We start from the raw sequence: 26,958 nt of genomic DNA, 5'->3' as shown, positions 1-26,958 counted from the left end.
CACCACACCAGCCCCGCGCGGACCGGGACCGTCGCGATTGCGACCGAAGGCAGGTTCGAGCGAAGCAAGAACCTGATCGCGCAGCGAGCCGCAAGGCGAGCCGAAGCGATGCGGCAATCGCACGTTCTGCCCGCCGAAGGGAGGGCCCCCAAGGCCCGACCGCCAAGGGCAGAACAATAAATACAGCAGGCACCTCATCCGGATTGAGGTGCCTGCTGTGGGTCGGGCGGTCGGGCGAACCGGGCCTTTCGGTCCGGGTCAAGGCTTCGCACGATGCCCGGGTTCTGCGGTTCTCCGCAAGGCGGGGTCAGGTGCCGGCGACCACTTCCTTCTCTGGCTCGGGGACGGTTGTCGGGGAGGGCTGGAGGCGGCGCGGGGTCATGCCAAGGGCGGCGATCGCTGCGATCACCATGAACCCGCCGACCATCAGCCAGGCGTTGGTGTAGGCGGCGTGGGCGTCGGGCCAGCCGCGGGGGGTGCCGAGGGCGGCGACGGCGAGGCTGACGCCGAGGACGGTGCCGATCTGCCGGCTCATGTTCACCACGGCGCTGCCGGTGGCGTAGCGGTGCGGCGGCAGTTCGACGGCGGCGGCCGACAGGATGGTGGGGAGGGCGAGGCCGACGCCCGTCCCGCCGATGAGCCAGCCCGGCAGCAGCTGCGTGGCGTAGGCCGGTGCCGGGCCGAGGCTCATCGCGATCATGACGACGCCGAACGCGCACAGCATGCACCCGACGGCGGTGATCAGGCCGACGGGGACGCGGGCGGCGGCCAGCCGGCCGGCGACGAGCGCCATGACGGGCACCATCAGCGGGCCGGGTGCGACGGCGAGCCCGGTCCTGATGGGCGAGTAGTGCCAGACCTGCTGCATCCACAGCACGCCGAGCAGGAGGTTGGCGGCGAACGCGACGGTGAACAGCAGGACGGTCGCGTTCGACCAGAAGAAGGTGCGGACGGCGAGCAGCGCGGGCTCGATGACCGGGGCGGGGTGCCGCAGCGAGCGCAGCCAGAACCAGGCGAGGCCGAGCAGCGCGGCGCCCACCACGAGGACGGTGTGCTCGGCGGGCCAGTCGTTGATCTTCACCAGGCCGAGCGCGAGCAGCGCGATCGCGGCGGTCAGCACCGCGGTGCCGGACAGGTCGGGGACGCGGGCGGTGGCGCCCTCGCGGGAGTCGGGGACGAGCCGCGCCGCGAGCAGCACCGCGGCGATCCCGATGGGGACGTTGACCTCGAACACCCAGCGCCAGGAGACGTCCACCAGGACGCCGCCGACCGCGGGGCCGGCCGCCGCGGCGAGCGCGGAGGCGGCGGACCAGATCCGCACGGCGCCGCCGCGCCGGGCCGCGGGGAAGGCCGACAGCAGCAGGCCGAGGCTGGTGGGGATGAGCGCGGCGGCGCCGGCGGCCTGGAGTACGCGGAAGCCGACGAGCCACCACAGGTCGGGCGCGGCGGCGCATGCCTGGGAGGCGACGGTGAAGACGGTCAGGCCGAGGATGAGCCCGGCCTTGCGCCCGTACCGGTCGGCGAGCCGGCCGAGCGGGACGAGCAGTGCGGCGAACACGATCGCGTACCCGTTGAGCACCCAGGACAGGTCGGCCATCGGGGTGCCGGCGAAGTCGCGGCCGATGTCGTCGAAGGCCACGTTGACGATGAACAGGTCGAGGCCCGCCATGAAGGAGGCGACGGAGAGCACCGCGAGGACGGGACCGGTGCGTACCTGACTTTGTTCCACCATAGTCAGGGACGCTAGCGCCCGACCTGACTTTGGTCAAGCGAAGTCAGCAGGTTTATAGTGGAGGGGTGACAATCGCACTTGAGGGGCACTTCGCCGACCGCGACGCGTGGTCGATGCAGAACTGCCCGGTCGCCCGGACCCTCGCCGCGCTCGGCCCGCCGTCGGCGGTGCTGGTGCTCAGCGAGGCGTTCTTCGGGACCAATCGTTTCGGCGACTTCGTGCGCAACCTCGGCATGACCGAGTCCGCCGTCACCGCCCGCCTGCGCCACCTCGTCAAGGCGGGGCTGCTCACCCGGGAGCCGTACCAGGAGCCCGGCCAGCGCACGCGCTACGAGTACCACCTGACGAAGATGGGCCTGGACCTCGCGCCCACCCTCGTCAGCCTCATGGAGTGGGGCGAGACCTACCTGCCCCACGAGGAGGGGCGCCAGGTCATGCTGACCCACGCCCGCTGCGGCGAGCGCGTCTCGGCGCAGGTCCGATGCGCGGACGGCCACGACGTCGGGGTGGACGAGATCATCATGGGCCCGCCGGCCACCGAGGAGGAGTAAGCGGCGGGTCAGCCGGCCCGGCGGGGGCTCGCCCCGCCGGCGAGCCGCAGCGCGTGCTCGACCAGCGACACCAGCACCTGCTTCGCCGACACCGTCCGGCGCGCGTCGCACAGCAGGACGGGCACGTGCGGGTCGATGTCCAGGGCCGTCTGGATCTCCGCCGGGTCGTACCGGTCGGCGTCGTCGAAGCAGTTCACCGCGACGACGAACGGCGTCCCCTTCCGCTCGAAGTAGTCGATCGAGGCGAAGCTCGCCATCAGCCGCCGCGTGTCGGCGAGCACGACCGCGCCGAGCGCGCCCCGCGACAGCTCGTTCCACATGAACCAGAACCGCTCCTGGCCCGGCGTCCCGAACAGGTAGATCGCGACGCCGTCGCGCAGCGTGATGCGGCCGAAGTCCATCGCCACCGTCGTGGTGGTCTTGGCGGCGACGCCGTCGAGGTCGTCGACGCCGACGCCCGCGTCGGTCAGCGCCGCCTCGGTGCGCAGCGGCCGGATCTCGCTGACCGCGCCCACCAGCGTCGTCTTCCCGACGCCGAACCCGCCGGCGACGAGGATCTTCAGCGCCACGCGCGGGCCGTCCTCCCGGTCGTCGGCGGGCTCGGCGGCGGCGGGGGGCGGTGAATCAGAGTGCACGGAGTTCATCGAGCACCATCCTGAGCAGGTTCTGGTCGGTGTGCGGGGGGACCGCCGCCGGCTGCCCGGTCGGCGAGGACGGCGTGGACCACCGCTGGACGTCCACGAGGCCCGAGTCGATCAGGTCGCCGGCCAGCACCCGGATCACGCCGAGCGGCAGGCTCAGGTCCGAGGCGAGGTCGGCGAGGGCGTGCGGGCGGCGGCACAGCGCCAGCAGCCGGCGCTGCTGGCGCGACAGCCGGCCCGGATCGGCCGGCCGCCGCCCGGTCGCGACGAGGATCGCCACGATGTCGAGCGGCTCGCCGGTCGGCCGGGTCCGGCCGCGCGTCACCGCGTAGGGGCGGACGATGGGCCCGGCGGCGGCGTCGAGCCACCGCTCCCGGCCCCATTCCCGCCCGGGACCCCGGGGAGCTCCGGGCACGTCGCTGGGGTCCATGGCGGGTCACCTGGGTCCGGGGCCGGCGGCGCCCTGCCTGAGTCCGGTGGACAGCTGCCGCCCGACGCGCTTGACCAGCATCGTCATCTCGTAGGCGACGAGGCCCGCGTTCGCGCCGACCTCACTGAGCAGCGCCAGGCAGCTGTTGGTCCCGGCGGGCACCACGAAGAACAGGCCCTGGTCCATCTCGATGAGCGTCTGCCGGATCTCGCCGGACTCCAGCTGCGGCTTCGCGCCGATCGCGAGGCTGTGGAACCCGGCGGCGAGCGCCGCGAGGTACTCGCCGTCCTCGCGGCCGACGCCGCGCGACTTGCCCATCACCAGCCCGTCCCGCGACAGCACCACGACCTTGCGGATCTGCGGAACCCGGTCGACGAGGTCGTCGAGGAGGAAGTTGAGCTCGGCGGCGACTCCCTGCTGGGTCATGATCTTCCCTCCATGCCGTCGGCCGGTCCTTCGTCCTCGTCCCTGCCCCGCAGCCAGCCGGCCTGCAGGGAGGCGAACAGGTCCCGCGACGCCTCCGCCGAGCGCTCCTCCCAGGCCGCGATCGCGTCCTCGGGCGGCACGGCGGGCGGCTCGTCGAAGCCGTCCTGGTCGCGCAGCTGCGGCGCCAGGTTGCCGCCCCGCACGCGGCGCGGCAGCGGAGCGCGCCCGCCGCCCGCCCGCACTTCTCCGAACGACTGCGTCTCCCCGGACGACGGCGCCTCCCCGAACGACTGGGTCTCCCCGAACGACGCGGGGGCCTCGTAGCGGCCGGCGCCGGCGTAGGGGTCGTGGCCGTAGGCGGGGACGCGCGGGCCCGCGGCCTGGAACGGGCGCGTCGCATCGAACGCGGGCGGCGGCCCGGGCCGCGCCCCGTACGACGGTGGGGTGCCGTACGACGTCGGGGTCTCGGTTCCGTCGTAGGCGTTGAACCCCACCGTCGCGCCGGACTCCGGCCCGCCCTCCAGGGACGCCGGGGTATCGGGCGCCGTGCTCTCGTAGCCCGGCGCGGGGTCGTAGGCCGGCGCCTCGTAAGCGGGCGCCTCCTCGTAGGTGGGCGCCGGGTCGTAGACGGGCGTCGGGTCGAACTGCGGCGCCGTGTCACGGGAGGACGGCGCGTCCTGGACGGGCGGCGCGTCGTACACCGGCGCGTTCAGCATCGCCGTGGACGACGACGAGGGCGGCGGCGTGGGCCACTGCCGCGTCGACCCGTTCAGCGGCGCGTGCCCGTTGCGCCCGGCGCCCCCGGCGACCGGGACGTCGCCGTCGGACGCGGCGGCCCCCTCCTCGTCCTCCGGCTGGTCGACGTCCACGATCAGCTCGCGCGGGATCAGCACGACCGCGCTGACGCCCCCGTACAGCGACGGCTGGAGCGCGACCCTGATGCCGTGCCGTCCGGCGAGCCGGGCGACGACGAACAGCCCGAGCCGGTCGGTGACGGCCAGGTCGAACTCCGGCGGCCGCGACAGCCGCAGGTTCAGCGCGTCCAGTTCGGACTGGTCGAGGCCGATGCCGCGGTCGATGACGTCGACGGCGAACCCGTTGGCGCCCATCTCGCCGCGCACCAGCACCTCGGTCGGCGCCGGCGAGAACACGGTGGCGTTCTCGATCAGCTCGGCGAGCAGGTGGATGATGTCGGCGACGGCCTCGCCGATCAGCGCGGCCCGCCCGGTCACGACCACGACCTCGACCCGGGTGTAGTCCTCGACCTCGGCGACGGCGGCGCGGAGCACGTCCTCGACGTGCACCGGCCGGCTCCAGCCCCGGCCCGGGGACGTCCCGGACAGGATGACCAGGCCCTCGGCGTGCCGGCGCATGCGGGTGGTGAGGTGGTCGAGCCGGAACAGGTCCTCCAGGGCCTTCGGGTCGGACGCGCCGCGCTCCATCTCGTCCAGCATCCGGAGCTGGCGGTGCAGCAGCGACTGGCTGCGCCAGGCGACGTTGAGGAACACGCGGCTGATGCCCTGCCGCAGGTACGACTCGCGGACGGCGGTGTCGATCGCGGTGTGCTGCACCTTCGTGAACGCGTCGCCGACCCGCGCGACCTCCTTGGTCTTGCCGATGACGAGCGGCGGCGCCTCGGCGTCCACGTCGACCTCCTCGCCGCGCCGGAGCCGGGCGACGACGCCGGGCAGCCGGTCCTCGGCGAGGTCCAGCGCGGCGCGCTGCAGCCCGCGCAGCTCGCGGGACAGGCTGCGGGCCGCCAGCAGCGACAGCACGATCGAGGCGATGACCGCGAGCAGCCCGAACCCGCCGGCCAGGACGAGCCGCATGACGATCCGCTCGCCGATCGGCTTGGCCAGCTCGTTCAGCGCGAGGCTCGCCTGCTGGACGCGCTGGCCCCACGCCTGCGACAGCAGCTGGGTGGTGGCCTGCCAGTCGGCCGCCTCGGGCGGCAGCCGGTCGCCGCGCGCGTCCACGATCGCGGCCTCGGCGGCCCGGTACCGCTGGAACTGCTCGGACGCGGCGAGCGCGCTCAGCGGCCCGCGGATCTGCTCGTTGAGGTCGGCGAGGCCGGCCTCGAACTCGCGCCGGCCCTCCGCCGCCCACTGGACGAACGCGGTGTGCTCGGCCGCGGTGAGCCGGCCGTTGCGCGCCATCGCGGCGGTGACGAGCGAGTCCTGGCGCAGCATGTAGGCGCGGGCGTTGCCGATGCCGATCAGCGCGCGGCCCTGGGTGAGGATCGCGACGTCGTTGACCGTCACCAGGCCGTCGAAGACCTTGATGACCTGGTCGAGCATCGTGCTGTAGGAGTTGATGACGTCGAGCGGCGCGGCCTTGCCGGAGTCGACCTTGTCGCGCAGCCGCGGCAGCGTGTCCAGCGCCTTGATCGCCTCGGCGAGGCGCTTCTTCGTCTCGGGCCGCGCCGCGTCCTGCGCGTCGGCCGACAGCGCCGTCCCGCGGAAGGACTTCTCGACCGCGCCGACCCGGGCGCGCTGCGCGCCGAGCTTCTGCCTGGCCCCGGCGTCGCGGGACACGAGCGCGACGACGCTGAGGGAGCGTTCCGCCTGGAGCTGGTTCACCAGCACGAGGCCGGGCATGCCCATCTTCTCGTACGTCGTCGAGAAGTCGTACTTGTCGAAGGCGTCGCCGAGCGTGATGTTCGCGGCGAACGCCCACAGGGTGATGAGCGACACCAGCGGCACCAGCAGCAGCGCCGTGATCCGCAGGCGGATCGGACGCCGGCGCCGGGGCCGGCCGCCGGGGACGTCGTCGCGGGGTGTCTTCGAGGCCATCTGATCACAACCTCATGCCGGGGACGGGCCGGGTGCGCCGGCCCGTGTCGTGGGGGATGCGGGGACGGAGAGCAGGGTCGTCGTGCTCGCGTCGGTGCGGGGTCGGGTCCTGCGGGGTCGGGTCCTGCGGGGTCAGGTCCTCGCTTCGGGGCGTACCTCGTCCATGGCCGCGCGGGCGACCAGCCCGCGCAGCCGGCCGGAGATCATGGCGACGGCCTCCGCGTGGCCGCGCGCCGCCTGCTCCCGGGACGTGTACTGCCCGATGTCGGCGTGCATCGCGTGGTCGGACACGAGCGTCTGCCACAGCAGCGGCCGGCCGTTGGCGGCGATGCCGAGGTCGACCACGGTGAACCAGGTCGAGACGACCACGACGGCGGCGCCGACGCGGATGACGTCCTGCGCGAGCAGGCGCCCCCGCACGTCCAGCAGCAGCCGCTGGGCCTCCTCTGCGGTGGCCGGGCTCCCGTCCGACCGGTGGTAGCGCGGGGGACGGCGGTCAGCGGGCGCGTATTCGGGCATGGCACTTCCATTCGCCGAACCGGGGGTCTGCGAAAGGAGTGCTCAGTGCCCGGGGTACTCGTCCCGCGGCCAGGCGCGCACTTCGCACCACACCGACTTCCCGGCCGTGGTGTGCTCGGTGCCGTGCCGGTCGGCCATGACCGCGACGAGGAACCAGCCCCGTCCCGTCTCCTCCATGAGGTCGACCTGCCGCGGCCGGGGGACGCCGCCGCCCTGGTCGTGCACCTCGACGCGGAGCCGGGTGCCGGCGCGCAGCAGCCGCAGCCGCAGCGCGGAACCCGTCGCGTGCCGGACGGCGTTGGTGACCAGCTCGGAGACCAGGACCTCGGCGTCGTCGCGGATGTGCGCGATGCCGGACGCGGCCGTGACGGACCGGCTGAACCGCCGCGCCCGCGGCACGGACTCCCGCTCGGCGGGCAGCCTCAGCTCGCCCAGCAGCAGCGGGGGCGGTTCGTCGATCGTGGGCAGGCCGTGCGGCGGGGTCGCCGTGGCCGTGCCGGTGGCGAGTGCGTCGCCGGGAAGAGCGGTGTTGGGGAGTGGGCTGCTAGGGAGTTCGATGGTGTGGTGTTCGCCCGACATGGTGAACGCCTCCTTGACTAAGGCGTGTCGCCCGGGTCCAGCCCGGCCGGGGTGCGGGGCTGGTGAGGGCGTGAGGGGTCGGCGCCGGCGGCGCCGTGTTCGAGGAGGCCGTCATGACGGCTCGCCCTCCTCGGCCTGGGTGCCCACCCGGGTGCGCAGCAGCCGGGCGGTACTGGTGAACCACTCGTAGTTCTCCTGCTCGAAGCGGCGGCCCCGCAGGCAGGTGAGGTACGGACCGAGCGGCGACCCGGTGCGCAGGAACGCCTCCTCGTCCATGTCGCCGCGCAGGTGCTTGAGGGTGCGCTCGAAGACCTCGACCTTGGCGGCGGCCGCGACCGCCCTGTCCTCGAGCTGCGCGATGACGGACGCGGCGGAGATGTGGTCCACGGCCTGGACCATCACGAGCAGGTTCTCGCGGATGATCCCGGGTTTCGCGGGGGTCTCGGCGAACCGCTCGAGCTCGCCGACGCCGGCCTGCGTGACCGTGTACACCCGCTTGTTGGGACGGTCGTGCTGGATGATCTGCCGTCCGCGGATCAGGCCCTCCGTCTCCAACCTCGACAGCTCCGAGTAGAGCTGCTGCGGTACGGCATGCCAGAAGTTGGAGACCGACAAATCGAAGATCTTGGCCAGCTGGTAGCCGCTGTACTCGCCATCGAGCAGCGCCGCCAGCACCGCGTGACGTAGCGCCATCGGCCTTCTCTCCCCGCCTTGACTCAGGGTTGCGACCGACGTTATCAGACAAAGACATGATTAGTCATGCTTTTGACTAGGATTGGTTGCGGAGAATTTCTGGATCTTCGGAATTGCAGGTCATGAGGGTCATGACGGTCGTGCGGGCGGCGGTCATGCGGGTGCCCGCCGGAGTTCGGCGACGCCCGGTTCGAGGTCGTCCGCGAGTGCGGTGATCTCCCCGGCGAGGAACGCGTCGCGGGTCAGCCGGCGCTGCATCTTGCCGCTCGTCGTGCGGCGCACGGTGCCGCGCGCGGCGAGCACGACGCTCACCGCGGGCAGCTCGAAAGCCCGTGCCACACGGGCCTTGAGGAGCGACGCCAGCTCGTCCAGGGGCGTGCCCGCGGCCGCCCGCGTGCTGATCTCCTGGACGAGGACGACGTGCTCCCTGCCGGCGTCCAGCCCGCCGCCGGGGCCGCTGTCCGACCCCTCGGCGAGGGTGCCGTCGAGCGCGCCGTCGAGCGCGAACGCGGCGCCGACCAATGCGGCCGGATGGGCCGCCCGCGCCGCCTCCTCGATGTCGTGGGCATGGATATTGCGGCCGTTGACGATGATCAGGTCCTTGATCCTTCCGGTGACGAACAGTTCGCCGCCGAACCGGAATCCGAGATCACCGGTACGCAGATAGGGACCGTTCCCGGAGATCGTTTCCGCCTGGAAAGTCGCGGCGCTCTCCTCCGCGCCGCCCCAGTAGCCGCGCGCGACGCTGCCGCCCCGCACCCAGATCTCGCCGACGCGCCCGTCCGGGCGCTCGGCGCGGGTGTCGGGGTCGACGATCCGCACGTCCAGCGTGACGGGGCGGCCGCTGCTCACCAGCCGCCGGGCGGGCCCCGGCCCGGTGCGGGGGACGGCCTCGTCCTTGGTGAGGGCGTCGGCGTCGAAGTCGCGGATCACCGGGCCCACGCCGATCGGCGCGCCGGTGACGAGCAGCGTCGTCTCCGCCATCCCGTAGCAGGGCATCCACATCTCGGGCCGGAACCCGACCGGGCCGAACCGCTCGGTGAGGGCCTCCAGGGTGGCCGCCCGCACCGGCTCGGCGCCGTTCTTCACCACCGTCAGCGACGACAGGTCCAGCCCGTCCAGCTGCCGGTCGGTGACGCGGCGCAGGGCCAGCTCGTACCCGAAGTTGGGCGCCACGGTGATCGTCCCCCGGTACCGGGTGATCAGCTCCAGCCACAGCACCGGGCGCTTGATGAACGTGATCGGCGAGGTGAACACGTACCGGCAGGCGAGGTAGAGCGGCTGGAGGAACTGACCGACCAGCCCCATGTCGTGGTAGTGCGGCACCCACCCGACGCCGATCGTGTCGGGCGAGCCCTCGATCCGGCGCTTGATCTCCTCGCCGTTGCACAGCAGGTTGCCGTGGCTGACCATCACCCCCTTCGGGTCGCTGGTCGAGCCGGACGTGTACTGCAGGAACGCGAGGGTGTCGGGGCCGAACTCCGGCGGCGACCAGTCGCCCGGATCGACGTCCTTGCCCGCCTGGGTGTCGAGGCAGTGCAGGCGGCTGCGCAGGCCGGCCGCCCGCAGCCACGCGTCGAGCGTGCCCCGGTGGGCGGTGTCGGTGAGGATCAGCGCGATGTCGGCGTCCTCGATGATGCGGCGCGTGCGCCCGAACCGTCCCGCGTCCAGGTCGGGCAGCGGCGCCGGGACGGCGATGACGCGCGCGTACAGGCAGCCCAGGAATGCCGAGATGAACTCAAGGCCCTCCGGATACAGCAGCAGGACGGCCCTGTCGCGTAACCCTCGCGCCTCCAGGCGGCGGGCCAGCGCGCGCGCCTTGCGGTCCAGCTCGGCGAACCCGAGCACGCTCTCTTTATAGGTGCGTCCTGCCCCGGGGGGTACGGGGGGTCGCCCCCCGGAAGAAGGCGCCTCGCTGATGAAGGTGAACGAGCGGTCGTCACCGTGGGTCCGGATGTTGTCCCGGACCAGCGACACGAAGTCGGTGTACACGGCCGATCACTCGTCCTCGGCGAGAGAGAGCAGGGAGAACCAGCGCCGTTCGTCGAAGCCGCGGAACATCGCGTCCTCCAGCGACGGCAGGAACTCCTCCGACAGGACGGCGTCGGGCTGCGCGCGCTGCAACAGCCGCTGCAGGCACAGGACGAGCCACTGGCCGTCGGCGAACGCCCCGCCGAACGCGTGCCTGTTGTGCAGCCACGTCAGCATGCAGGAGGCCATCGCGTGCAGCTCGCAGTACCGCTTGGCGCGGGCGAGCGCGGCGACCGAGGAGATGTCGCCCTCGCTCGCGCGGATGCCCTCGTCCACCTTGGCGCGCAGCCCGCCGATGCTGGAGGTGAGGTCCTTCAGCTCCGCCGCGACGCCGGGCGCCGCGTGCGCGTTCGCCGCCGCCAGGACCTCCTCGGCGAGCTGCTCGAACCGCTGCCCGACCTCGTCGCGCCCCTCGTTGGTGAGCTGGAGCAGCCGCCCGTCCGGCTCCCAGGCGGGCGGGGTGCGCGTCCAGCAGAACAGGTCGGCGAGCAGCTCGTCCTCGCGGCCCGTCTCCTCCGGCGGCTCGATCAGGTACGGGAGCTGCGCGGCGACGTTCGCGAGGTTCACGTGCGTGGTCCCCTCGAAGATGCTCGCGATCGCGTGGTCGCGCTGGAGCTTCTGGAACACCCCGTGCGCGACGCCCTCGCGCAGGTAGCCGCGCGCGGCGAGGACGGTGCCGATGCTAGCCACGACCTCCTCCCCCACCACGGGGACGAAGTACTTCACGATCGACGACCACAGGCTCAGCCGCCCCGGCGCCACCGTCAGGCAGCGCGCCACCGGGATCGCGACGCACTCGGCGATCAGCAGGTCCAGATGGGCCTTCAGCAGATGGTCCCGGATGACGGGGATCTTGTAGATGTCCGAGCCGTAGAGGGTGCGCTGCCGGGCGTACTCCATGCCGATCCGCACGACCGCGTCCATCGTGCCGACCGACAGCGCCGCGATCGCCGTCCGGGTGATCTGCAGCGTCTTCAACGTCTGGACGAGCCCGGACCCGCGCCGCCCGATCACCCGGTCGGCCGGGACCCGCGCCCCGGAGAACGCGACGCCGGACAGGTCGTGGCCGCGCAGCCCGACCGTCCGGACGGGCGGCAGCGTCGACCACACGGCCGGGTCCAGCTCCCGCTTGTCGACCAGGATGAGGGAGAAGTCGCGCGGCCCGGTCCTGGCGTAGGTCGTCACGAACCGGCCGCGGGTCGCGTTGCCGACCGGCCACTTCACGCCCGTCAGCACCAGCTCGTCGCCCTGGATCTCGGCCTCCGACTCCGACGCCATCACATCGCTGCCGTGGTCGGCCTCCGAGACGCCGAAGCAGGCCAGGTCGCCGCGCAGCACCCCGTCCGCGACCGCCTTGCGCTGCCAGGAGCTGCCCCACAGCCAGACGGGGTTCACCGCGAGCAGCCCCGACCCGTACATCACCGCCATCGTGACGCTGCGGCGGGAGATGCCGCGGGTCACGAAGAACAGCTCCTCCAGGGTCGACAGCCGCCCGCCGAGCGGGGCCGGCACCAGGTACGCCGGGAAGCCCCAGGCCCGGACGGCGTCCACCGCGCCCGGCGGCAGCTCGTCGCGCTCCTCGGCCTCCACGATCGCCTTGTAGGAGAACGGGCCGGCCTCGTCGTCCATCGGATCGCCGAGGTAGCCGTCGAGGTCGGCGGCGATGCCGTGCGCCGGGGCCAGCCCGGCGGGCGCCGGACCCGGGGGCGCGGGGCTCCCGGACGCCCGCCGCGCGGGGGCGGGGTCCGCGAGCGCCGGAACCGCGAGTGCGGGGCTCACGGGGTGTGCGGGGACCTTACTGTCCATCGTTCCTTCCACTCCCTTTGATCCTCGGTCGGCTCCCAGCGGCCGTGCCGTCCGGCCGCGCCGTCGGCCGCGCCCGCTGAGCGGCGCGCCCTAGGGCGCCGTGCCGTGCGTGTCCCCCGAGCCGTGCGCGCCGCCCACCCCTGCGGCGTTCGCCGCGGCTCCCCCCGCGGCCTCCTCCATCCGCTTCCCCACCACCCGGGCGAGCGTCATCGCCGCGGGCAGCGGGCGCACCATGACCGTCAGGCCGGTGACGAGACCGGTGTCGCCGAACCTGAGCCAGTCGAGCCCCTGCACCTGCTTGCCCAGCACCCGGGCGTCGAAGATCAGCGCCTGCGCGGGCGGACCGGGCCCGTCCGGGACGCGGCTGACCAGGTCGTCGAGGTAGCGGAAGTCCTCGAAGACCTCGAACAGCACCGCGATCAGCGCGCTGACGGTGGCGCGGCCCAGATAGGGCTTCACCATCACCGGGCTGCGGAACTCGATGCCCGGGTCCAGGGCGCGGGTGACGGCGGCGAGGTCCTTGGCCTCCACCGCCGTTCGGAACGTTCCGGCAGCCGTCATCCGAACTGCTCCCTTCGCTCGCCGTGCCGTCTCAGGCCGGCGTCGTGTCGGTCCGGCGTCGTGTCGGTCCGGCGTCGTGTCGGTCCGGCGTCGTGTCGGTCCGGCGTCGTGTGTCGGTCCGGCGTCGTTTCAGTTGGGCGCGGCGACGGCGTGCGCGAGGTCGTGCGCCCAGGCCCGGTAGCCGGCGGGCGACGGGTGGAAGCCGTCGGAGGCGAACAGCCCGCGGTCGCGCGCCATCGCCTCGTCCATGGGAGCGTGGACCGCCCCGCCCGCCCGGGCCGCCTCCCGCATGATCCGGTCCATGGTCCGCGCGCGGGCGCCGAGCACGTACCGCAGCGGCTGCGGGATCGCGGGGAACCGGTGCACCGGCGGCATGCCCGCCACCAGCACGGTCGCGCCCGCGTACCGGCCGCGCAGGACGCCGACCAGTTCGCTGACGTCGGCCGCCCAGCGGCGCAGCGGCCGCCGCCGGATCAGGTCGTTGATCCCCACGGTGACGACGACGAGATCCGCCGCGCACCCGCCGGCCGTGCCCTTCGGCGTGCCATTGACCGTCCGGTCGGCGGTCCGGCCGGCGGCGCCGTTGAGCGCGCCGGCGGCCGCCGGGACGAGCCCGCTGGTGATCCGCCGGGCGGTGGCGCCGTTCTCACCGGTGACCGACCACGCGACGCTGCGCCGCAGCCGCTCGCGCAGCGCCTCGGCCAGGTAGCCCGGCAGCGCCTCGGTGTGCCGGGACGCGCCGACGCCGACCGCGGTGGACTCCCCGATCACGACCACGCGGAACGCGGGCCGTCCCGCGCCGGGGTTCGCGCCCTGCACGAAACCGTGCTCGTCCCCGCCGGCGGGGTCGAGCCGCGGTGTCCTGCGCACCGTCCGCCACGCCTGGAAGGCCAGCACGGGAGCCAGCGGAATCAGCATCATCGACTGGGGGACGCGCGCGAGCGCGAATGGTCTGTTCATCTGTTTCCCACACTGCTGGAATCGGCCCCCGAGGCTCAGCTCACCCGCTCACCGAGCAGGTCTCCGGCTAGCTGTGCGATCACCTCCGCCACATAGGCGTGCCCGTCCGGATTAAGGTGGATTCCGTCGGGACTCCACATCGCGCGGTCAGCGACTTTCGCCACCGTCTCCTGATCGGGGAACGCCATTCCGTGGTCCCGCGAGACACGGTCGAGCTCGGCGTTGAAGTCGTGAATGCGCTGGACGGTGCGTTTCTTGCGGAACTGCGAGATCGGGGACAGGTCGAGCAGCGGGGGCCGCGGCACCGGGATCGCCAGCGCCACCGCGCCGCGCCCGCGCGCCCAGCCGAACAGCTCGTCCAGCCGCCGCGCCGCGGCCGGCCGCTCGAAGCCGCGCAGCGCGTCGTTCATGCCGCAGCCGAGCACCACCAGGTCCGGCCGCAGGTGCCGGACGGCCGGCAACTGGTCGCGGACCACGTCCTCGACCGTCGCCCCCGGGTCGGAGGTGTTCAGCATCAGCTCCCGGGGGACGCCCAGGTGAGCGGCCAGTCGCCCGGCCCAGCCGAGCCACCCGCCGGCGGGGTCCGGATCGTCCTGGCCCTCGGCCACGCTGTCACCGAGGACGACCAGCGCGGGCCCGTCGTCCGGCCGGCCGGCCAGTACGCCACGCGCCGTCACGCGACGAGTTCGAGCAGGTAGTCGGTGAGGGCGGTCACCGTCTCGCGGCGCCGGGCCTCGGCCACGTCGACCTCGACCTGCAGGTGGTCCTCGATGTCGCTGATGATGCTGATCGCGTAGACCGAGTCCACTCCGTAGCGGGCGAGTTCCACCGCCGGGTCGATGTTTTCCGGGGGCCTGTCGAGGTAGAAGGCGATCCTGTCAAGAAGCCACGATTGCAGCTCGCCGTGGGAAATTGTTTCCGAACTGGTCATCGCACTCCTCCTTATGTCAGAGGATCTCGAATCAATCGCGATAGCTATCGAGTGACGAGCAACACGCAAGATACAACCAAAAGCATGGCGTGTCTCATATCCGTATGTGAACGAACGGACACGACCATGTCTCCGTCGCGTAAATTAAGTCAGCCGCGCGGTAAAAACGGCGCGCGGCTACCGACGGGTAACCCCTGCCGATAAGGGGCCCAGCCGATCATGATCGGAAAACGCTGTCCCCGTCCGTCCCAGCGGTCCGCTTCTCCCCCGCGGGGCGCACCACGGCACGCCACCTGCGCCGTTCCCCAGCGGGCGCGCGGCGGCGGGGCGCCGGCCCGCCCGGCACGTTCCATGAGAATTTCGGACAACCGGCCAGAGGGGCCCTTCGAGGCCGCGCGGCGCCCCCCTTGCCCCGAGGACAGGGTCACCTGACCCGGCCGTGTCAGTCCTCACACCCTCCGGTAAAGAGCCGTGACGGCGCTCACCCGGCCGGTCACCGCCGGATCACCGCCCGGTCACCGTCCGGGCGGGGGCACCGGGCCGGTGAGGCGGGAGGCGACGGGGTTGGGCTCGCGGGCCTCCGCGACCCGGTCCCGGACGGTCTGCGCGTGCCGCGACCGCCAGCGGTGCGTCGCGAGCCGGTGGAAGCGCGCGAGGTGCGCGGCGGCCGGGCGCCGCACGCCGGTCAGCTCGTAGCCGTGGTGGCGCAGCCGGTCGGCGAGGACGTGCTCGACCAGGTCCGCCTCCCAGTCCCCCATCCGGTCGCGCCACGCGCCGACCTGGCGGGTGTTGGGCGCCTCGTGCGTGCGCAGGTGCCACTTGCGCGAGGACGGCACGGTCTGCCGCGCGTGCTGGTACGCCTTCGTCATGGCGGGGTCGTACTCCTCGCCGAGGAACGCGCACAGCCCCCGCAGGGCGTCCTCCGGCTCGGCGACGAGGTCCTCGTAGCGGAACTCGTAGAAGGTGTCCGGACCGAGGCGCTCGCCGAGGCGCCGGCCGGTGTCGACGGCCTCCCGCCAGGTCAGCGCCGCCGCGTACAGGTCGCCCTTGAACCACGGCATCCGCATCAGCGAGCTCACCGCGTCCCGGCCGTCGCGGACGAGGTGGACGAACTGCGCGTCCGGGAACATCCGCTGGAGCATCGGCACCCGCCGGAAGTAGCTCGGACGCTTGTCGCCCCAGCGCGGCTTGCCGTGCTGGCGCGCGTAGGCGCGGAAGACCGCCGCCAGCGCCGATCCGAGCGTCGGCGGCCCGTGCACGATCTCCTCGACGACGGCGGCCGCGTCCAGGTCGAGGACCGTGAACTTGGTGTCGGCGCCGGTGGTGATCCATTCGGCCAGCGCCCGCCGGTTCGCCTCCTGCTCCAGGTCGCCGAAGTCGTGCCGGTTCTCGTAGGCGACGTGCACGAAGCGCGTCTCGGACGGGAACGCGATGGCGGGGTGCGAGTGCAGCATCTGCTGCAGCAGCGTGGTCCCGGATCGCGGGCACCCGAGGACGATGATCGGCCGGCAGGACTCCCTGGTCATGGCGGGCGAACGTACCCGCGGGACCTGAGCCGAAGCTCCAGCGCAGCTCAAGGAAAGCTGAACATCCGCAGGGCCCCGGCGGGCAGGGGCCTGGGGGGGCACGGCCGGCGAGCGGTCGCGGCGCGGCAGGGGGTCGGCAGGGGGTCGGCAGGGGTGAAAAGGGGCACCGCGATACCGCCAGGATCACCGCTTTCCCCGAGAACGGCAAGGCCCGCGCGCCCTATCGGACGATCCGTCGCTTAAAGACTTCCCTCGCGGAGAGAAATAAGCTAAAGTAACTACTGGTGTGCCGGGAAGCCTGGTCGGCGAGACAGGAGATGTCTCCGATCAGGAGGGTGTTCGATGACTCCCCGGCACTTTTTCTATGCCCTGCCGGCCGCCCCGCCGACTGCCCTGCCAGCCGCCCCGCCGGCCGCGCCGGTGCGGCCGCGCCGCGCCCGCCCGCAGCACGTCAGGCCCTACGACCTGAGCCACATCACCTGGGCGCACGCCTTCCCCGATAGCTGAGCACGGCCTTCACCGCGTCCTTGGGCGCGGACTCCGGCGCGGACTTCACCGCGCGGTAAGCGAACCCGTTCGCATTCCCGGGACGCCGTTTCGGCCACCCGGTCGGTCAATGACGTCTCGATGCGGGAGCGTGCATTTCCTTGGGTGAATTCTTCGACGCGGCGCTCGGTTTCCCGACCGCGCTGTTCAGCTTCTCCCTCCTGGTGGTCGCCGGCTACTGGACGCTCGTCCTGCTCGGCGGCCTCGGCGTCGACTTCCTCGGCGCCGGCACCGATGCCGATACGGGGGCCGGTGCCGGCGCCGGGGACGCGGCCGGCGGAGGCGGCGGCTCCGACGGCGGGGACGGGGACGGGCTCGTCGCCGAGCGGCTCGCGATGCTCGGACTCGGCGGCGTCCCGGTCACGGTCGTGCTGTCGCTGCTGATCGCGCTCGCGTGGTTCGTGAGCCTGGCGGCGTCGGCGCTCACCGACGGCCTCCCCCAGCGGGTCCTCGGCATGACCGGAGCGCTGGTGGTGGCCTGGTTCGGGACGCGCCTCGCCGTGCTGCCGCTGCGCCGCGTCTTCCAGCAGCAGGCCGGGGCGTCGCTGCGCGACTTCGTCGGGCTGCCCTGCGTCATCCGCACGGGGCGGGTGGGGCCCGACTTCGGCCAGGCCGAGGTCACCGCGCCGGACGGGTCGTCCGCGATCGTCCAGGTGCGGCGGCCCGCGTACGACATGCCCGTGGCCGGCGCCGCGATCGTGGACGGCGGCGACGACCTCACGGCCGGCAGCACCGCACTGATCTTCGATTTCGACCCGGACGGCCGGTTCTTCTGGGTGATGCCGCACGGCACGGCGTCCGACCTGGCCCACCGCCCGTCCCCCTGACCCCGCGACCTCCTTCCCCCCAGCAGAGAGGGATCCCGTTGGACACGATCACCATCGGAGCCGGTGTGCTCCTCGCACTCGCATTGCTCATCGCCCTCGGCCTCGTGCTGATGGTGACCCGCCTGTTCCGCAAGGTCGACCAGGGCCGCGCGCTGATCATCTCCAAGCTCAAGAGGGTCGACGTCACCTTCACCGGCGCGATCGTCCTGCCCGTCCTGCACCGGGCCGAGCTGATGGACATCTCGGTCAAGACGATCGAGATCGAGCGGACGGGCCGGGAGGGCCTGATCTGCAAGGACAACATCCGCGCCGACATCCGCATCACGTTCTTCGTCCGCGTCAACAAGACCGTCGAGGACGTCATCAGGGTCGCGCAGGCCATCGGGACCGAGCGCGCCAGCAGCCAGGAGACGCTGCAGGAGCTGTTCGCCGCGAAGTTCTCCGAGGCACTGAAGACCGTCGGCAAGCACCTGGACTTCGCCGACCTCTACACCCGCCGCAACGAGTTCCGCGACCACATCATCCAGGTCATCGGCACGGACCTGAACGGCTACAGCCTGGAGGACGCGGCGATCGACTACCTGGAGCAGACGTCGCTGCTGTCGCTCGACAAGTCCAACATCCTGGACGCGCAGGGCATCCGGAAGATCACCGAGCTGACCGCGATCGAGCACGTCCGCACCAACGAGTTCACCCGCAACGAGGAGAAGGAGATCACCCGCCAGAACGTGGAGGCGCGCGAGGCGATCCTGGAGCTGGAGCGCCGCCAGGCCGACGCCGAGCTCCGCCAGGAGCGCGAGATCGAGACCGTCCGGGCCCGCGAGCAGGCGGAGACCGAGCGGGTCAAGGCCGAGGAGCGGCTCCGCGCGCAGACCGCGCACATCCGCACCGACGAGCAGCTCGGCGTCCAGCACGAGAACAAGGAGCGCGAGATCTCCGTCGCGGCCAAGAACAAGGAGCGCGTCCTCGCGATCGAGAGCGAGCGCATCGAGAAGGACCGGCTGCTGGAGGTCATCGGCCGCGAGCGGGAGACGGAGCTGACCCGCATCGCCGCCGACAAGGAGGTCGAGGCCGAGAAGCGGGAGATCGCGAACGTCGTCCGGGAGCGGATCGCGGTCGAGCGGACCGTCGCCGAGCAGGAGGAGGGCATCAAGCGGCTCCGCGCGGTCGAGGAGGCCGAGCGCGCCCGCCAGTCGGTGATCATCCACGCGGAGGCCGAGGCGCAGGAGAACCTCGTCAAGGACATCAAGGCCGCGGAGGCGGCCGAGGCCGCCGCGCAGCACCGCGCCCGTGAGGAGCTGACGATGGCGCAGGCGCGGCAGGAGGCCGCGGAGATGGACGCGCAGGCCAAGATCAGGCTCGCCGAGGGGCTGCGGGCGGAGGCCGCCGCGGCCGGGCTCGCCGAGGTCCAGGTGCGCGAGCGCGACGCCGACGCCATCGAGAAGGTCGGCCGCGCCGAGGCCGCCGCCGCGACGGAGATGGCGGCGGCGGAGGCCGCCCGGATCCGCGAGACGCTGCGCGCCGAGGCCGAGGGCCTCACCGAGAAGGCCGGCGCGATGGCCGCGCTGGACGAGGCGTCCCGCCAGCACGAGGAGTACCGGCTGCGGCTGGAGGCGGAGAAGGACGTCCGGCTCGCCGGGATCGAGGTGCAGCGGCAGGTCGCGGAGGCGCAGGCCACCGTCCTCGCCACCGGGCTGGAGCAGGCCGACATCAACATCGTCGGCGGCGACAGCGTCTTCTTCGACCGGCTCGTCGGGTCGATCGCGCTCGGCAAGAGCGTGGACGGCTTCGTGCAGAACTCCGAGGTGGCGCGGTCCCTCGCCGGACCGTGGCTGGACGGGACGTCGTCGTTCACCGGTGACGTGGCCCGGCTGCTCGGCTCGATCGACACCGGCGGCGTCCGCGACCTGACCCTCTCGGCGCTGCTGCTGCGGCTGATCAAGTCGGGCGGCCCGGAGGCCCCCGGCCTCCAGGACCTGCTGGACACCGCGCGCCGCCTCGGCGTCGCCGACGCGCCGCTGTCGGAATTGTCCGAGATCAATGGAACCGCCGTGGCCGCGAATTGATCCAAGACCTGCGACGGGTCGCCGGCACCGGGGGCCGCCGGGCCGGCGACCCGTCGCAGCCCACCGAACCCCCTCGCGCGCCCGGTGCGCGGGCGAGGCGCCGCCATCACAGCGACACGCAGACGGGAGAGATGGGTGAGCGAGGTCGTCAGGACCGCCGCCGGGGACGCGACGGGGACCGCCGGGGACGCGACGGGGACCGTCCGGGACGCGGCCGGAACCGCTTGGGACGCAGCCGGGACCGCCGGCGCGGGGGTCGAGGCCGCCGGGGCGAGGGTCGAGGCCGCCGGGGCGGGGGTCGAGGCCGCCGGGGCCGAAGCGGGTCGAACGGGGCTGGATCACGGGACGTACGAGGTGCTGCGGGCGCGGCTCGCCGAGCGGGCCGGTGAGCTGGCGCGGCGTGCGGAGGCGCTGAACGCGCGGCGGCTGGAGGTGTTCGGCGGCACGGAGCTGCGGCTGGCCGGCACCGAGCGGATCCGGACCGCGCACAACTGCGTGCCCCGCGACGTGGTGGCGCTCGGCGGGGTGATGCTGTTCGGCTACAACGTCTTCCTCGGGCTGAAGCCGGAGACGACGGTCGACGACGTGTTCTCCCTGCACCGGTTCGCCCGGACGGAGGACGGCATCGCGTTCGTCCCCGCCGGGCCGGAGGCGGTACCGGGCCTGCTGGACGACCCGCGCTTCCTGCGCGACTTCGCCGACATGTACCGGTACTACCGGCAGGCGCGGCTGCTCCAGCTGAGGCTCGTGGACGGGCGGCTCCTCGCCGTCTTCCAGACGGGGCCGCGCCTGTCGGACCTGCGCGTCCTGCGGTGGCGGACCGCACCGGACGGCGGCGTCGCCTACGAGGACAACCAGGGCGAGCGCGACCACGCGTTCCCGCCCGCGCACGACGTCGACTGGGTCGAGACCACCCGGGACGACCACGTCCTCGGGCGGCACCCGCACATCTCGATCGAGGGCGAGGTGTTCGTCGAGACGATCGGCGGCACCCTCACCGTCAAGATCGAGGACAACACCGGCAGCGGCGAGGGGATCTACTCCGAGCCGGTGGACGAGCCGCTCCAGTCGCTCGCGGACGCCGACGTCCTGCACGCGCGGGTCGGCGCGCTGATCCTGCTGCGGATCCGCCCGTACAACGAGCGGGCGTGGCGGCACCTGGTGTTCAACGTCCGCACGAAGGAGGTCACGCGGCTCGACGGGATCGCGCAGGCGTGCCGGCGGCTGCCGGACGACCACGGGATCATCTTCCCCGGCGGCTACTACCTCGACACCGGCACCGCGAAGACGTTCGACACCGACGTGGCCGGGCTGGAGTACGAGCGGGTCATCCGCTCCCCCAACGGGGAGGACGTCCTGTACGTCTTCCACGCGCGGGAGGACGGGCGGTCGCTGCTGCTGCCGTACAACGTGATCCGCAAGCGGGTCGCGACGCCGATCACCTGCCACGGGTACTCGCTGTTCGCGGACGGGACGCTCGTCGTGATGCGGGCGTTCTCCGACGAGCCGTCGCGCGTCCACCCCATGCAGATCTGGGCGACCCCGTACGTCTCGGACGCCTACGCCGCCGCGCAGCCGGTCGGGACCGGGCCGCTGGAGCGGGTCGGCAACGCCGAGCTCGTGCGCGGAATCTCCGAGTGCCTGTCGATCACCCGGATGGTGGACGAGATGTCGCCGTCCGCCCGGGTGTTCGAGGCGCTGATCTCCGCCTGCACGCGCGCCGCCGACCTGTACCACTGGCTCGCCGACGACGATCTGGGCGCGGTGACGGCGCCGCTGGCGGACGTCCGCGCGACCGCCGGCCAGGTGCTGGACGAGTTCGAGAAGGTCCAGGCGCTCACCGACCAGGCCGTTTCCGCTGTTTCCGAAGCGGCGGACGACATCGCCGCGCTGAGCCGCCGAGCCCACGCCGAGCCGCCCTCGACGGCCGACGGCTGGGTGTCGCGACTGGCCTCTTTCCGCCGCGCCCAAGGCCGGCTGGAAACACTCCGCGACCTGCGCTACGTCGACGCGTCCCGGCTGGACGAGCTCTCCGAGACCGTCCAGGCCGAGTTGCGGGAAGCGGGCCGGGGCGCGGTCGAGTTCCTCCAGCGCGAGGACGCCTTCACCGGCTACCACGCCGAGGTCGAGCGCATCACCGAGGCGGCCGGCGCCATCGAGACCGCCGCCGACGCCGCGCCCCTCGCCGACCTCCTCGCCGCGCAGAACGAGGGGCTGGAGGTCGTCACCGAGGTCGTCGGCGACCTCGACATCACCGACGCGACCGCGCGGACCGCGATCCTGGAGCGGGTCGGCGAGGTGCTCGGCGGCCTCAACCGGGCCCGCGCCGTCCTCGACAACCGGCGCCGCGACCTGCTCGGACGCGAGGGGCGCGCCGCGTTCGCCGCCGAACTCGCCCTGCTGGACCAGTCGATCGCCGGCGCCCTCGCGACCGCCGCCACGCCCGAGGACTGCGACGAGCGGCTGGGCCGCCTGCTGCTCCGGCTGGAGACCCTCCAGGCCCGCTTCGCCGAGCTGGACGAGTTCCTCGGCGAGCTGGAGACGAAGCGGACCGAGGTCTACGAGGCGTTCTCGTCCCGCAAGCAGACCCTGCTGGACGAGCGCGCCCGCCGCACCGACCGGCTCACCGAGTCGGCCGACCGGATCCTGGCGGGCGTCCACCGCCGCGCCGCCACCCTCGGTTCGCCGGACGAGGTCAACACCTACTTCGCGACCGACGCGATGGTGGCGCGGCTCCGCTCGATCGCCGACGAGCTGCGCGGCCTGGACGACGGCGTCCGGGCGGAGGAGCTGGAAGGACGCGTCAAGGCGGCCCGGCAGGAGGCGGGCCGCGCGCTGCGCGACCGCCTCGACCTGTACGGGGACGACGGCGGGACGATCCGGCTGGGCCGGCACCGGTTCGCGGTCAACACCCGTCCGATCGAGCTGACCCTCGTCCCGCACCGCGACGCGGTCGCGTTCGCGATCACGGGGACCGACTACCGGGCGCCCGTCCAGGACGAGGGCTTCGCCGCGACCCGTCCCCTGTGGAACCAGACCCTGGTATCGGAAACCCCGGAAACATACCGAGCCGAGTACCTGGCGACATCGATCCTGGCCACCTCACCCCTGGACGACCTCCTGGGGGCGGCCGCCGATGGCCGCCTGCTCGGCCTCGTCCGCGACGTGGCCGCCGACCGCTACGACGAAGGCTACGAGCGGGGCGTCCACGACCACGACGCGGCCCGCATCCTGGACGCGCTGCTGCGGCTGCGCGCCGACGCGGGCCTGCTCCGCTACCCGGGCCCTGCCCGAGCCACCGCGCAACTCTTCTGGACGCACGGCCCGGACGAGACCGAACGCGCCATGTGGACGGCGCGAGCCCGGTCACTGATCCGCGCCCGCCAAGCCTTCGGCCGCACCGACGCGTTGACCGACCTGACCGCCGAACTGACCGCGTCCATCACCGGTTTCGCCCGGCACCATCACCTGCGCCTGCCCGACCCGCTGGCCGCCGAATACCTCATCGAGGAATTGGCCACGGCCCCGGACGGCTTCGTAACGAGCCAGGGCGCCCGCGCCCTCCTGAAGGGATTCACGCAAGCACTGGGCGACACGACACTCGACGACGACTTGCGTGATGTCGGCACGCTCACCGCTCGCCACCAACTGGCCGAAGCGTGGCTGGCCTCCTACCTGGCGACCGGCGATGGCGGCGACGAAGCCGACCTCCCCGAGGCCGTGGCGACGCTCCTGTGCCCGTCCGCCCGCTACGACTCCCCCGCCGCGCTGACGGCCACGATCGAGGACCTCCTAGGCGACCACCCGCGCATCACCGACCGCCGCCTGAACCTGCGCCTGGACGAGACGCTGGCCCGCACTCACCATTTCCGGAACGAGCGCGTCCCCGCCTTCCGCGCCTACCAGAAACAGCGCAACGACCTGATCACCGTTGAGGAGAAGCGCCTAGGTCTGGCCGACTTCAAGCCCCGCACGATGAGCGCGTTCGTCCGAAACCGCCTGGTGGACGAGGTCTACCTGCCGCTCATCGGCGACAACCTGGCCAAGCAGCTCGGCGCCGCCGGCGATGGCAAGCGCACTGACCAGATGGGCCTTCTCCTGCTCATCTCCCCGCCCGGCTACGGCAAAACGACGCTCATGGAATACGTAGCCGACCGCCTCGGCCTGGCACTGGTGCGGGTGGACGGCCCCGCGCTCGGCCACGACGTCACGTCCCTGGACCCGGCCCAGGCGCCTAACGCGACGGCGGCCCGCGAGATCGAGAAGATCAACCTCGCCCTCGACATGGGTAACAACGTCCTGCTCTACGTGGACGACATCCAGCACACATCGCCCGAGTTCCTCCAGAAGTTCATCCCTCTCTGCGATGCCCAACGCCGCATAGAAGGCGCCGCCCGCACCTACGATCTGCGCGGCAAGCGCTTCGCGGTCTGCATGGCCGGCAACCCGTACACCGAATCAGGCCGACGCTTCCGCATCCCCGACATGCTCGCGAACCGCGCCGACGTATGGAACCTGGGCGACGTCCTGTCCGGCAAGGACGATCTGTTCGCCCTGAGCTACATCGAGAACGCACTGACCTCGAACCCTGTCCTGGCCCCGCTAACGACCCGCGACCGCGACGACGTAGAACTGCTGGTGCGCCTCGCCTCAGGCGACCAGACCGTCCGCCCGGACCGCCTGTCGCACCCTTACTCCCAGGCCGAATTGGACGAGATTCTGTCCGTCCTGGAGAAGCTGATACATGTGCAGCAGGTGGTGCTGACGGTCAACCGCGCATACATAGCCTCCGCCGCCCAGGACGACGCGTCCCGCACCGAGCCACCGTTCCGCCTCCAGGGCTCCTACCGAGACATGAACAAACTGGCCGAACGGATCCTCCCGGTGATGAACGCCCGGGAACTGGAAGCGGCATTGGACGACCACTACCGAGCCGAGTCGCAGACACTGACCTCGGACGCCGAAGCCAATCTCCTGAAACTGTCCGAACTCCGAGGCACCCTGGCCGCCGCCGAAGCGGACCGTTGGACAGAGGTCAAGGCGGCCTACCAGCGCTCCCAAACCCTAACGGGCAACACCGAAGACCCGTCCGTAGGCGCCCTACTCCACCTGGCAGACAAACTATCCGCCATAGAAAAGGCCCTTCGCAACGCTTAGCCGCCATCGTTCACCGGATACTCGACCAGCCCACGTTCGACCAGGCCGGCATCCGACCACTGCGGAGTTCAGCCACGGCCTGCATTCGACGAAACCGATGACCAACCAGACCGACGTTCGACCACGGCAGCGATAAACCAGGCCGACGCTCAACCAGGACGATCTTCAACCCGACCGCGCTGCTGGAGGGCTACCGGGCCGGGCCGCGGGCAGCGCCGCCGGGACCGACGAGGAGGCGGGCATCGCGGACGTGGGCCTAGCGATGCCCGCCGGCGGCGCCCGGCCGCGCCGTCCAGGTGCAGGTCCACACAGCTCGGCATACGCCCAACTCGGTGTTCGTCCAGCTCGGAGTTCGACCAGATCAGACACCATGGTCTGATCGTTCTTCGTGGAATTGTGGTGGGGGCGGCGCTGCGTACGGGGCCGCCCCTCCAAAGTCAAGGGCGCCTTCGGCGTCGCTTCGCGATGGGACTCCGTCCCACCCTTGACTCAATGCCACTTAGTTAGTGCTGGTGCGTCGGCTTCTTCACATATCCACAGGGTGGTTTGTGGATTAGTTCATTTTTGGGTTTTCGTGGACGTGGAAGTAGCGGTCGATCTACCGTGCGACGATGGATGAGGCTGCTGCGCGTGGTTCGGGTTCGGCTGGTGTGCTGGTAGATCAGATCGGTATCGGGGTTTTGACGCGCTTGGTGCCGCGTGAGCTGGTGGATGAGGTGATCGCCGCTGCCGGACGCCGGGAAAAGCGGGTGCGGGTGCGGCTGCTGCCTGCGCGTGTCGTGGTCTATTTCGTCATGGCGTTGACGTTGTTCCATGCGGACGCGTATGAGGAAGTGATACGTAAGCTGGTGCAGGGCCTGCGCGGGTTGCGGATCTGGCGGAACGAGTGGGTGGTGCCGTCGTCCGGTGCGTTGACCCAGGCACGTCGGCGGCTTGGGGCCGAGGTGATGCGTGATCTGTTCTTCCGTGTCGCGGTTCCCTGTGCCCGGCGGTCGACCCAGGGCGCGTGGCTGGGGCGGTGGCGGCTGATGGCCCTTGACGGCTTCGACATCGAAGTGCCCGACAGCGCCGCGAACGCCGAACGTTTCGGGTATGCGGGGAAGAAAAAGGACGAGAAAGGCGTGTTCCCCAAAGTGCTGGTGGTCGGGCTGGCCGAATGCGGCACCCACGCCATCGTCGGAGCGGAGTTCGGTGCGCAGCACGATACCGAGATCGCGCTGGCGACCCGGCTGCTGGGCTCGGGGATCGTGGCCGAGGACATGCTGGTCATCGGCGACCGGGGCATGTACAGCAACGAACATCTGCAACGGATCAGAGATGCTGGAGCGGACGCGTTGCTGCGCGCCAAGATCAATGTTCTGCTTCCGGTCATCAAATGGCTCCCCGATGGGTCTTATCTGTCATATTCGGCGAACCGCAGAGCCCGCACCGCCGCGTCCAAACGCTTGGCGGCCGGGACTATGGAACTGACCGAACTTCCCGGCCTGTACGTCCGGGTCGTGGAATATGAAGTGACCAACCGTGGAGAGGATGAACTGTTCACCCTCGTCACCACCATCCTTGACCCCCTGGACGCGCCCGCGACAGAACTCGCCGCCGCTTACCATGAGCGGTGGGAGATCGAAGCGGCCATCGGCGAGATGAAAACGCACCAGAAGGGCGCCGGAGCGTTGTTGCGCTCGAAGTCACCCGAGATGGTCGAGCAGGAACTGTGGGGGATGCTGCTGACATACTACGGCGTCCGGCACCTCATGGCCGAGGCCGCGGATCAAGCGGAATTGGATCCAGACCGGTTGTCGTTCATCCGCTCACTTCGCATCGTCCGCCGGCAGGTAGGAGGCCCGGCGGATTTTTCCCCCACCGCACCTTGAGCGCGCGACCGCCGACACCATCGCCGAGATAGTCGAACGACCGAACCCGCCACGGCGTCTACGAAGCTATCCACGCGTTACCAAACGCCAGCGGTACACGTCCTACCGAGTCAAACGACCCGCAGACAGCTGCACCTATCACACGGAAGAACCCGCCATCAAGATTCTGGGTTCCGCAGCCTAACTAAGTGGCATTGACCCTTGACTTCGGAGCCTCTGCGGCCCCTGAGTGCAGCTTTCGTCGGGCAGGCTCCGCCTGCCCTCTGCCCGACGCGCCGCCCCCACCCCAACCAGAACCACCAACCAGAAACAC

Annotated in this window: 20 protein-coding genes; 5 read left to right on the top strand and 15 right to left on the bottom strand. The window is 71.7% G+C overall.

The features are described 5' to 3' along the window. Positions 1–307: 307 nt before the first annotated feature. Positions 308–1,732, bottom strand: coding sequence for an MFS transporter (locus HUT06_RS08260; RefSeq protein WP_176195169.1), 1,425 nt, complete (start codon positions 1,730–1,732; stop codon positions 308–310). A gap of 65 nt (positions 1,733–1,797) precedes the next feature. On the opposite strand from HUT06_RS08260, the gene HUT06_RS08255 reads away from it, so the two are divergent. Beyond that, the gene (locus HUT06_RS08255) at positions 1,798–2,283 is read left to right on the top strand and encodes a helix-turn-helix domain-containing protein (protein ID WP_217711254.1); all 486 of its coding nucleotides are present in this window, start codon (positions 1,798–1,800) and stop codon (positions 2,281–2,283) included. An 8-nt stretch (positions 2,284–2,291) separates the two neighbouring features. Here HUT06_RS08255 and HUT06_RS08250 read toward each other — a convergent pair whose 3' ends face one another. From HUT06_RS08250 to HUT06_RS08185, 14 genes are all read right to left on the bottom strand, one after another. Then, on the bottom strand, positions 2,292–2,927 hold the full coding sequence (locus HUT06_RS08250) for an ATP/GTP-binding protein (RefSeq protein WP_176195168.1): 636 nt from the start codon (positions 2,925–2,927) through the stop codon (positions 2,292–2,294). Next, the gene (locus tag HUT06_RS08245) at positions 2,908–3,354 is read right to left on the bottom strand and encodes a DUF742 domain-containing protein (protein ID WP_176195167.1); all 447 of its coding nucleotides are present in this window, start codon (positions 3,352–3,354) and stop codon (positions 2,908–2,910) included. The genes HUT06_RS08250 and HUT06_RS08245 overlap by 20 nt, the downstream gene beginning before the upstream one ends. Before the next feature lie 6 nt (positions 3,355–3,360). Next, positions 3,361–3,780: a roadblock/LC7 domain-containing protein gene (locus HUT06_RS08240; RefSeq protein WP_176195166.1), complete on the bottom strand. Its 420-nt coding sequence runs from the start codon at positions 3,778–3,780 to the stop codon at positions 3,361–3,363. Beyond that, the gene (locus HUT06_RS08235; protein WP_176195165.1) at positions 3,777–6,572 is read right to left on the bottom strand and encodes a sensor histidine kinase; all 2,796 of its coding nucleotides are present in this window, start codon (positions 6,570–6,572) and stop codon (positions 3,777–3,779) included. The genes HUT06_RS08240 and HUT06_RS08235 overlap by 4 nt, the downstream gene beginning before the upstream one ends. A gap of 132 nt (positions 6,573–6,704) precedes the next feature. Beyond that, the gene (locus HUT06_RS08230; RefSeq protein ID WP_176195164.1) at positions 6,705–7,091 is read right to left on the bottom strand and encodes a hypothetical protein; all 387 of its coding nucleotides are present in this window, start codon (positions 7,089–7,091) and stop codon (positions 6,705–6,707) included. 42 nt (positions 7,092–7,133) lie between these two features. Next, the gene (locus tag HUT06_RS08225; protein WP_176195163.1) at positions 7,134–7,670 is read right to left on the bottom strand and encodes an ATP-binding protein; all 537 of its coding nucleotides are present in this window, start codon (positions 7,668–7,670) and stop codon (positions 7,134–7,136) included. 111 nt (positions 7,671–7,781) lie between these two features. Next, positions 7,782–8,363: a PadR family transcriptional regulator gene (locus HUT06_RS08220; protein WP_176195162.1), complete on the bottom strand. Its 582-nt coding sequence runs from the start codon at positions 8,361–8,363 to the stop codon at positions 7,782–7,784. Positions 8,364–8,516: 153 nt separating this feature from the next. After that, a complete protein-coding gene (locus HUT06_RS08215; RefSeq protein ID WP_217711253.1) occupies positions 8,517–10,211 on the bottom strand; it encodes a fatty acyl-AMP ligase in 1,695 nt (564 codons plus the stop codon). Positions 10,212–10,361: 150 nt separating this feature from the next. Then, the gene (locus tag HUT06_RS08210) at positions 10,362–12,200 is read right to left on the bottom strand and encodes an acyl-CoA dehydrogenase family protein (protein WP_176195160.1); all 1,839 of its coding nucleotides are present in this window, start codon (positions 12,198–12,200) and stop codon (positions 10,362–10,364) included. Positions 12,201–12,290: 90 nt separating this feature from the next. After that, the gene (locus HUT06_RS08205; RefSeq protein WP_176195159.1) at positions 12,291–12,761 is read right to left on the bottom strand and encodes a nuclear transport factor 2 family protein; all 471 of its coding nucleotides are present in this window, start codon (positions 12,759–12,761) and stop codon (positions 12,291–12,293) included. Positions 12,762–12,890: 129 nt separating this feature from the next. Continuing rightward, the gene (locus HUT06_RS08200) at positions 12,891–13,721 is read right to left on the bottom strand and encodes an SGNH/GDSL hydrolase family protein (protein WP_176195158.1); all 831 of its coding nucleotides are present in this window, start codon (positions 13,719–13,721) and stop codon (positions 12,891–12,893) included. Between the two features lie 35 nt (positions 13,722–13,756). Then, entirely contained in the window at positions 13,757–14,398 is a 642-nt protein-coding gene (locus HUT06_RS08195) for an SGNH/GDSL hydrolase family protein (RefSeq protein ID WP_176195157.1), read from the bottom strand. Next, positions 14,395–14,652: an acyl carrier protein gene (locus HUT06_RS08190; protein WP_089326922.1), complete on the bottom strand. Its 258-nt coding sequence runs from the start codon at positions 14,650–14,652 to the stop codon at positions 14,395–14,397. The genes HUT06_RS08195 and HUT06_RS08190 overlap by 4 nt, the downstream gene beginning before the upstream one ends. Positions 14,653–15,167: 515 nt before the next feature. Then, positions 15,168–16,178: a sulfotransferase gene (locus HUT06_RS08185; protein WP_176195156.1), complete on the bottom strand. Its 1,011-nt coding sequence runs from the start codon at positions 16,176–16,178 to the stop codon at positions 15,168–15,170. A 647-nt stretch (positions 16,179–16,825) separates the two neighbouring features. Here HUT06_RS08185 and HUT06_RS08180 point away from each other — a divergent pair. The 4 genes from HUT06_RS08180 (at position 16,826) to HUT06_RS08165 (ending at position 26,645) form a co-directional block, all read left to right on the top strand. Beyond that, the gene (locus HUT06_RS08180; protein WP_176195155.1) at positions 16,826–17,551 is read left to right on the top strand and encodes a hypothetical protein; all 726 of its coding nucleotides are present in this window, start codon (positions 16,826–16,828) and stop codon (positions 17,549–17,551) included. A gap of 38 nt (positions 17,552–17,589) precedes the next feature. Next, entirely contained in the window at positions 17,590–19,617 is a 2,028-nt protein-coding gene (locus tag HUT06_RS08175; protein WP_176195154.1) for a flotillin family protein, read from the top strand. Positions 19,618–19,950: 333 nt separating this feature from the next. Next, positions 19,951–24,774, top strand: a complete 4,824-nt coding sequence (locus HUT06_RS08170) for a DNA repair ATPase (RefSeq protein WP_176201223.1) — start codon at positions 19,951–19,953, stop codon at positions 24,772–24,774. A gap of 611 nt (positions 24,775–25,385) precedes the next feature. Next, positions 25,386–26,645, top strand: coding sequence for an IS4 family transposase (locus HUT06_RS08165; protein ID WP_176195153.1), 1,260 nt, complete (start codon positions 25,386–25,388; stop codon positions 26,643–26,645). The last annotated feature ends 313 nt before the right edge of the window (positions 26,646–26,958 follow it).

This window comes from Actinomadura sp. NAK00032 (assembly GCF_013364275.1).
Classification (GTDB): domain Bacteria; phylum Actinomycetota; class Actinomycetes; order Streptosporangiales; family Streptosporangiaceae; genus Spirillospora.
Note: the sequence above shows the minus strand (reverse complement) of the source record. Positions and strands in the feature narration are given on the sequence as shown.